This is a genomic window from uncultured Cocleimonas sp. (assembly GCF_947495625.1).
In the GTDB taxonomy this organism is placed as follows: Bacteria; Pseudomonadota; Gammaproteobacteria; order Thiotrichales; family Thiotrichaceae; genus Cocleimonas.
Map to the genome: position 1 here is coordinate 1 of NZ_CANLZW010000064.1, position 8,036 is coordinate 8,036.

Annotated in this window: 6 protein-coding genes; 3 read left to right on the forward strand and 3 right to left on the reverse strand. The window is 40.6% G+C overall.

All coding sequences use genetic code 11. The annotated features are described in order from the left end of the window. Positions 1 to 285 precede the first annotated feature (285 nt). A complete protein-coding gene (locus Q1A31_RS20740; protein WP_299881672.1) occupies positions 286 to 774 on the forward strand; it encodes an Lrp/AsnC ligand binding domain-containing protein in 489 nt (162 codons plus the stop codon). 14 nt (positions 775 to 788) lie between these two features. On the opposite strand, the gene Q1A31_RS20745 is transcribed toward Q1A31_RS20740, so the two are convergent. Beyond that, entirely contained in the window at positions 789 to 1,187 is a 399-nt protein-coding gene (locus Q1A31_RS20745; protein WP_299881675.1) for a hypothetical protein, read from the reverse strand. Between the two features lie 52 nt (positions 1,188 to 1,239). Between Q1A31_RS20745 and Q1A31_RS20750 the strand changes: the two genes are divergently transcribed. After that, on the forward strand, positions 1,240 to 1,920 hold the full coding sequence (locus tag Q1A31_RS20750; protein ID WP_299881678.1) for a M50 family metallopeptidase: 681 nt from the start codon (positions 1,240 to 1,242) through the stop codon (positions 1,918 to 1,920). Positions 1,921 to 2,052: 132 nt separating this feature from the next. Here Q1A31_RS20750 and Q1A31_RS20755 read toward each other — a convergent pair whose 3' ends face one another. Continuing rightward, positions 2,053 to 2,817 carry an ATP-binding protein gene (locus Q1A31_RS20755; protein WP_299881681.1) on the reverse strand — a complete coding sequence of 255 codons (765 nt, stop codon included), beginning with the start codon at positions 2,815 to 2,817 and terminating at the stop codon, positions 2,053 to 2,055. A 383-nt stretch (positions 2,818 to 3,200) separates the two neighbouring features. On the opposite strand from Q1A31_RS20755, the gene Q1A31_RS20760 reads away from it, so the two are divergent. Next, positions 3,201 to 5,375: a glutamine synthetase III gene (locus Q1A31_RS20760; protein WP_299881684.1), complete on the forward strand. Its 2,175-nt coding sequence runs from the start codon at positions 3,201 to 3,203 to the stop codon at positions 5,373 to 5,375. A gap of 147 nt (positions 5,376 to 5,522) precedes the next feature. Here the strand turns inward: Q1A31_RS20760 and Q1A31_RS20765 are convergent, their stop codons facing one another. Further along, positions 5,523 to 7,664 carry an immunoglobulin-like domain-containing protein gene (locus tag Q1A31_RS20765; protein ID WP_299881688.1) on the reverse strand — a complete coding sequence of 714 codons (2,142 nt, stop codon included), beginning with the start codon at positions 7,662 to 7,664 and terminating at the stop codon, positions 5,523 to 5,525. Positions 7,665 to 8,036 lie beyond the last annotated feature (372 nt).

Below are 8,036 nucleotides of genomic sequence, written 5' to 3' on the forward strand. Positions count from 1 at the left end.
ATAAAGAACTATTGATAGAATTATCTTATGAAAAAACTCTCAATTGATCTTAAGAGTGAACATACAAGGTGGGGGGTTACCTTTTGATTTTACAAGATATCTAGCCCAAAGAATTCCTTCTACTAAGCAAGAGTCTGAGCATCAAAAAGCATCTATAGTTTATCTAATGTAGTTCGCCCTTCAATTATTTTGATGAGAAGCATCAGAAATATCCGAAAAAGTTTTGCTGTATTTTGCATTACTACATAATATATTCTTATCTTACACACAAATGCAGAAAATATTATGGCTATTGAAACAGATGAAGTAAAAGCACTCGATAGAATTGACCGTCGTATCCTGCAAGAGATGCAAAATAACGGCAGGATTTCCTATGTTGATCTAGGCAAGCTAGTCGGTCTAAGCACCTCACCCTGTTTGGAACGCGTTAGGCGATTAGAGCGAAAAGGGTATATCAAAAGTTACACTGCCAACCTTAATCCTGATTTATTGGGCGCAGGATTACTGGTGTTTGTGGAAATCAATCTCACCTATCGTAAGGCAGACGTATTCTCAGAATTTAAACAAGCCGTCGCTAAATGGCCGCAAATATTAGAATGCCATCTGGTTTCTGGCGACTTCGATTATTTATTAAAAATACGTATTGAAAACATCGCCATATACAGACAGCTACTCGGCGACATTTTACATACTTTGCCCGATGTTAGAGAATCAAAAACAATGGTGGTCATGGAAACTGCTGCGGAAACGAGCAAGATTGACTTAAAGGCTTAGACTAAAGCGCCAACTTAAATCACTCGTCCAAACCCCCAGGAAAATGCCATTTTGAGTTGACCCATGCCGCCAACTCTAACACCGTGAAACATAGTTTCAGCCATCTTGGTTGAGTTTCTCAAGCGAGCCACATCAATCATTAATTCGGCATCGGCAACCAATCTTTCAACATCTTCACCGGGATAACCCGCCCAGTATTTTAAATCGTGTAGAAAACATGCCTGATAAATACTTTTGCCACCTGTGACATTCGGCCACATCGTACAACCATCAGTGACAAACGTTAGGGCTGGAGGATCTTTCTCGATTTTTTCCCATAAGTCATGCAGATTAAAGTGCTGGCAAATCTCCTTTATCCTTGGCATTGGGACTTCTTCATTGATCTCAGGTAGTTTGAAAGGTGTTTCTGACATGATGTAATCCACTGATATAATGCTGGTGATTATAGACATAAATGTAAATCATATGCATATTGACGAAAGAACCAAAGACAAAGAACCCGCTTCGAAGGCAGAAAAGTATTTTGTGATTATTCTGAGCCTCGCTTTTCTATTTATGATGAGCATGGAAATACTCAGCAATTACGAGCCAAAGAAACTCGGCGCTTTGCTGTTTGTGGTGTTCTGGATTCCGCTTTTATTTATCCATGAATTTGGCCACGCCATAATGGCAAAAATGCTTGGCTGGCGAATCGAGAGAACCGTTATCGGCTTTGGTCGAATACTAGCTCAAACACGTTTACTTGGTGCGCCCATGGAAATACGCACTATACCGCTTGAAGGTTTTGTGCAAATCGCTCCTAAAACAACCCATTTAGCCCGCTTTAAACATGCGCTGATTTACTTCGCTGGGCCGGGCATTGAGCTACTTTTATTCTTGGTGATTTTTATCTATTTAGGAGGTGTTGACGGATTCTTTTCGATTAGTAATGACTATTTTAGAATTGCTTTACAGAGCTTTGCATTTGCCGCACTCGCTGGCGCAGTCATTAACCTAATCCCAATCGGCATAATCACCAAAGACGGCAGCACACCGAATGATGGCATGGGAATTCTATTGTGTTTATTTTCTACGGGAATGGATTACGAGCTGTGGATTCGTGAATCTGAAGAAGAGCGAAAAAAGGACAATAGCGCCCCATTTTAGTGATTTTAAATGGGTGAATTTCTTAAAAATGAATGATTTGAATACTTTTGTAAACTAAAGCAGGAGGGTAAGTCACCCCCCTACTTTGAGGCGTTTTTTTAAATCTGTCTGTTAATAGATTCTATAACTCTGTTAAGACTTCCACGAGTTAAAGAACTGCTGGGCGATGCGCCCTGAACGACTGCCTCTTTCTCGCGCGAATCTATCCGCCAGAACATGCATTTGGGTGATATCGTCTACCTCAAGCTCGGCGAACAACATATCTACAATCGAAAAGTATTCATCTTGAGTCATCGGGTAAAACGAAAGCGCCAAGCCGAAACGATCTACCAATGACATTTTTTCTTGTATGGTATCCGAATGATGAATCTCACCCTCTACCAATGCTGACTGCTCATTGTCTTTCATCTGCTCTGGAATAAGATGACGGCGATTCGACGTCGCCACAATCAATACATTTTCTGGTGGTTTTTCTATTGAGCCCTGCAGGGTACTTTTTAGCTCTTTATAAGTCGTTTCACCTTCTTCAAAAGAAAGGTCATCGCAAAACACAATATAACGATAATCCAGATGTCTAATCTCATCAGTAATATCGACTAAAAAATGTAGGTCATCTTTTGATATCTCAATAACTCGCAAGCCTTTATCATGATAAGAATTCAAAGCTGCTTTTACTAAAGATGATTTCCCCGTACCTCGCGCGCCCCATAATAGAACATGATTGTTTGGCTCAGATGCCATGAAACGTTCTACATTTTCAGTAAACGCTTTTTTCTGCCTATCGATACACAATAAACGATCCATATCCTGTAAATCGATATCAAACACCGGCTTTAACTGCTCTTTTCTAGATCTCCAACTTGCGGCCAATATTTTACCCCAATCAATCCCTTCCATTTTACACCCTCTTAAACGCACCTATATCGTGCGTTATATTTAATTATCGCACTATTATAGTGCACATGAATCCTTTAAGAATTCATCTCAATAATAAACTTTAAGCTTTTCCTATAGAATAGCTCTATTTTTCCATGACTTAGAGAAGAATTGTTTCAAGTACTACTGTATGATGATTTGGCACAATAATTGCTAATCTATATATTGTTTAACTCTAAGTAAAAAGTAAAAGAATAGAACATTTTATTCAAGTGCCATACCCCCTATATTTTCTGGTGCTTTACTTAGGCATTACACAACTACAAATACATACATTATCGATTGATTCTGGTTGTTAAGTCATATCGATAATGATTAAGCATTAGATAAATAGGAGTATTGAAATGAGTGGAAGTGAGTCCCGCGAACAAGCGGTTTTTCAAGTTACAAACAGTCGACCAGTAAAAGTAAAAGAGACTAAGTCACTAGATAAAATCTGGGCAACTGATGTTTTTACTTTGGTAAAAATGGAAGAAGCTTTATCGAAAAAAGCATTTAAATCGATGAAGAAGACCGTAGAAACTGGCAGTTGTCTTGATCCTGGAACTGCTGACGTTGTTGCCGCTGCAATGAAAGACTGGGCAATGTCGAAAGGCGCTAAATTCTATTCTCACATTTTCTATCCAATGACAGGCGCATCTGCTGAAAAGCACGATGGATTTATTCTTTCTGACGCTAGTGGTAAAGCGATTACTGATTTCACAGGCAGTTTGTTAATCAAAGGCGAGCCAGACGGATCATCATTCCCTAATGGCAGCATCCGAATGACAAATGCTGCTCGTGGTTATACGGCTTGGGATCCAACCAGCCCTGCATACATCATGCATACTGATAACGGCGCAACATTAATGATTCCATGTATCTTCATCTCATGGACAGGTGAAGCACTGGATAAGAAAGTACCATTATTACGCTCAAATTCAGCAATGAATGATGCTGCACAAAAAGTTCTTAAACTAATGGGCGAAAAAGAAGTCGCTACATTGAACTCTAGTTGTGGAGCTGAGCAGGAATATTTTCTTGTTGATTCAAACTTCTCAAATCTTCGTCCAGATTTAATGCTTGCAGGCCGTACTTTATTTGGTGCTGCATCGGCTAAAGGACAAGAGTTTGATGACCACTACTTTGGTGCAATTCCACCACGTGTTCAAAACTTCATGCAAGATGTGGAAGACCAGTTATACCGCCTAGGCATACCTGCAAAAACACATCATAACGAAGTAGCACCTGGCCAGTTTGAAATAGCTCCTTATTACGAAGCAGCTAACGTAGCAGCGGATCATCAGCAATTATTGATGACAGTCTTTAAAAATACGGCTAAAAAACATGGTTTTGACTGTTTATTCCATGAAAAGCCATTCGCCGGAATCAACGGTTCTGGTAAACACGTTAACTGGTCTGTGGGTAACTCAACGCAAGGGAATCTACTTGACCCAGGAAAAACGCCTCATGAGAATCTAAACTTCTTATTATTTTGTGGCGCGGTTATTCGTGGCGTTCATAAGTTTGGTCCATTACTCCGTGCAGTTATTGCATCTGCAGGTAACGATCATCGTTTAGGTGCAAATGAAGCACCTCCAGCAATTCTATCCGTTTACCTTGGTTCTCAAATCGAAGAAATTTTTGAGCAGATCAAAGAAGGTAAGCTAGACGGAACCGATGAAGGCGGAATTATGGATATGGGTCTATCTCAAATCGTTCCATTCGCTAAAGATGCTGGCGATCGTAACCGTACGTCTCCATTCGCATTCACAGGCAACCGTTTTGAATTCCGCGCAGTAGGTTCGGAGCAGTCGGTGACTGGTCCATTAATCGCCATGAACACTATGTTGGCAGATTCTTTAAACTGGATAGCTACTGAGCTAGAAGAAGAACTAAAGAATGCTTCAAATAATACTGCGGCGGTTATTGCAGTACTGAAAAAGCTTATGACTGAGCATGGCGTGGCAGTATTTGGTGGTGACGGCTATTCTTCTGAGTGGCACGAAGCTGCAGTAAAAGAACGTGGATTGAAAAACCTTCCAACAACTGCTGACGCACTTCCTTACCTAAAAGATGCTGACGTTAAAGAACTTTTCTCAAGTACAGGCGTACTATCAGAAACAGAACTCGCCAGCCGCTTCGAAGTTTACGCAGAGCAATATATCTTAGCGATTGAAGTTGAAGCTAAGCTTGTAATTAATATGGCTACAACTAGCATCTACCCTGCTGCGACACGTTACTTATCTGATTTGTCACTAACAGCTTCATCTGCTTCTGAAATGGGTGTTGATTTTGATACCTCTCTAGCTAGCAGTATTGCCGCTAATATCAATGGCATGATGGCTGCAGTTAAGAAACTAACCGATGCACTAGCAAAAGAAGATCATGGATCTGAAGAAGACCACATGCAATTCTGTGCTGGCACTATCAGAGCTTTGATGGATGAAACTCGCGTATATGCTGATGCACTTGAAGGTGAAGTTGCTGATGATCTATGGCCTCTTCCAACTTATCAGGAAATGCTATTTATTAAATAATAGTTAACTGATATAAAAAGGTCGCCTAGTGCGGCCTTTTTTGTGCCTGTTAGTTTTGCTTAAATCATCATAAGTAGTCGCTGTTCTAATAATAAGCAGGCATAAAAAAGACCGCAAATGCGGTCTTTTTTATTATTCAAGCTTAGATTAAGGTCGCCCAAAATTCTGGGTCCAATAATGGGTATACGTTGTTCCCGATTTACTGGATAAAGCCATTCCAACTTGAGTAACGTTTGCATCCATAACGTTTTTACAATGACCATCACTGTCCAACCAGGATTGAACAGCCTCTTCTGGCGTATCTCTTCCTGTTCCAGCTGAAACATTCTCAGATAATCTAGACCAGCTATATCCGTAAGTCGCAACTCTATCAGTCATGGTACTTTGCTTACTTAATGGATACCCACTCCAGTCAGATACCGTGCCTGATCCGTCATGAGAGAATGTATTGGTCTCCGTTAAATCCTGACTATGCTCATACGCCGCTTTATAAAGTTTATCACTCCAGCTTACCGCAGGCGCAGCAGGGAAGCTTCCATACTCGCCACAAGATCTTGCTTGCGCTCTCGCTTCATTAATTACCGCAAGATAGTTTTGCTGGGTTGATACAGATAAAACAGGAATCTGATTATCCGAGCTTTCGATGATTGAAACACTGCGTGTTACCTCAATCGCTGAATTTCCAGCGGCATCAGAAACATTATAAGTAATTGTAAACGTTGTTCCTGGAGATGCACTGGTATTCACAGTATCACCAGCAATTAGTATTTTTGTCGTGATATTTCCATCGCGGTCATCGTTCGCAGTCGCACCAGATTCAACATAGTTTGCACCCTGAATAACTTCAACGGTTGAAGGTCCGCTTAAGGTTATTACCGGATTTGTAGTATCAACCGCTGAAACAACATTTACCGTACGAGTCACCTGAGAGGCTGCATTTCCAGCGGCATCCGAGACGTTATAAGTAATCGTAAACGATGTACCAGCGGCAGAATTGGTATTAACCGTATCACCCGCCACAATAATATTTGCTGTTATTGAACCGTCGGCATTATCAGACGCGCTTGCTCCCGCATCATTATAAGATGCCCCCTGATCCACACTGACAGGATTTTCACCCAATAGCGATATCACCGGAGGTGTCGTATCAGACGTTGGCGCTGCGATGACTTGCACATCCATTTCATCAACAGAACTGTCACCATCATTATCAGTCACTTTTAAGGTTAAGGTGTCCGTTCCTGTATCCGTCGGTGTATAGGTGAATGAAGCTGATGTCGCCAATATAGCCGGCCCTTTACTCCATTCATAACTACTTATTGTTCCATCACTATCAGCACCACTTCCTGCGATTAATATACCTTTATTTACCTGGGTAACTTTATCTGCGCCGGCATTCGCTGTAGGTGCTTTATTCGGTGTAAACGTGGCTTCGGTTACGACAATTTTGACCGTATCAGTCGCTTCACTTCCATCATTATCCAACACTGACAATGTTAAAGTATCCGTACCAATTTCAGATGGCGTATAGAGAAACGTTGAAACGCTAGATAAAACGGTTCCATCGATTGACCATTCATACGCTGATATCGAGCCATCACTATCCGTACCACTTCCTACCATTTGAATCGATTGACCGACTTCTACTGTTTTATTACTACCTGCATTAGCGGTAGGTGCTTTATTCGGAACAGTCTGAACAGCGGTAACAACTAAAGAGATTGAATCACTGGCTTTAGCTCCATCGTTATCGGTCACAGTCAAGATTAATGAATCAGTACCTACTGTGGTTGGGGTATAAACAAAAGTTGCGGTCGTTGCCAAAACTTGATCATCTTTTTGCCATGAATATGAAACAATTTTTCCATCACTGTCAGTAGCAGTGCCGGTAATTTCTATGCTCTTGTTTACTTCTACCGTTTGATTTCCGCCAGCGCTAACTTCAGGAGAAATATTGACACCTAGCTGCGTAGTTAGGGCCTCTAATTCACTGGTAGAGTCGACTTCTTCAGGAGATAGCTCTTTTACAACGTTATTTAGCTCTGAAAGTGTTTCATTCGTTACACCTAAAACACCGGCTGCAACATAATCATTTATAGTAGGAGCAGTATTACTTTCACCATTTGAATACGCTTTGATTTTCTCAATAGCAGACTCTTTTTCACTGTAGCCTCCGGATGGATCACTATCAGCGCTACTGCTGCTTCCTCCTCCACCGCAGGCGGATAATGCGATTGTTATTAAAATAGATAGACTAGCCTGTAGAACATTCAACTTATTAAAATGCACGATGTACCTCGGGGTTTATTTTTATTGCTAAAATAATTTGAAGAGATGTTTTGAAAACCAATAAATATATTTTTATTATGTTGGTTTCCCACACAGAGAGTGTCTAACGACTCTTTCAGGCTTATTTTTGAGCCTTATCCGATTCATACTAGCAATTAAAAACACCCTCATCAAAACCATCCGACAAACGAAACATTAGCTGCTAAAGCACGAATTATCTTTTTTCTAAACTCGCTTCAAGTAACATGGTGTTACTCACGATAATCAAATTCGATGTTTAGATATTATTGTCAAAGCCACCCCCCACCTTGTATGTTCACTCTTAAGATCAATTGAGAGTTTTTTCATAAGATAATTCTATCAATAGTTCTT

Bases quoted from the DNA above. Each gene is read 5' to 3' on its own strand.
- Q1A31_RS20740 (WP_299881672.1), top strand. From the start codon at position 286: ATGGCTATTGAAACAGATGAAGTAAAAGCACTCGATAGAATTGACCGT.
- Q1A31_RS20745 (WP_299881675.1), bottom strand. From the start codon at position 1,187: ATGTCAGAAACACCTTTCAAACTACCTGAGATCAATGAAGAAGTCCCA.
- Q1A31_RS20750 (WP_299881678.1), top strand. From the start codon at position 1,240: ATGCATATTGACGAAAGAACCAAAGACAAAGAACCCGCTTCGAAGGCA.
- Q1A31_RS20755 (WP_299881681.1), bottom strand. From the start codon at position 2,817: ATGGAAGGGATTGATTGGGGTAAAATATTGGCCGCAAGTTGGAGATCT.
- Q1A31_RS20760 (WP_299881684.1), top strand. From the start codon at position 3,201: ATGAGTGGAAGTGAGTCCCGCGAACAAGCGGTTTTTCAAGTTACAAAC.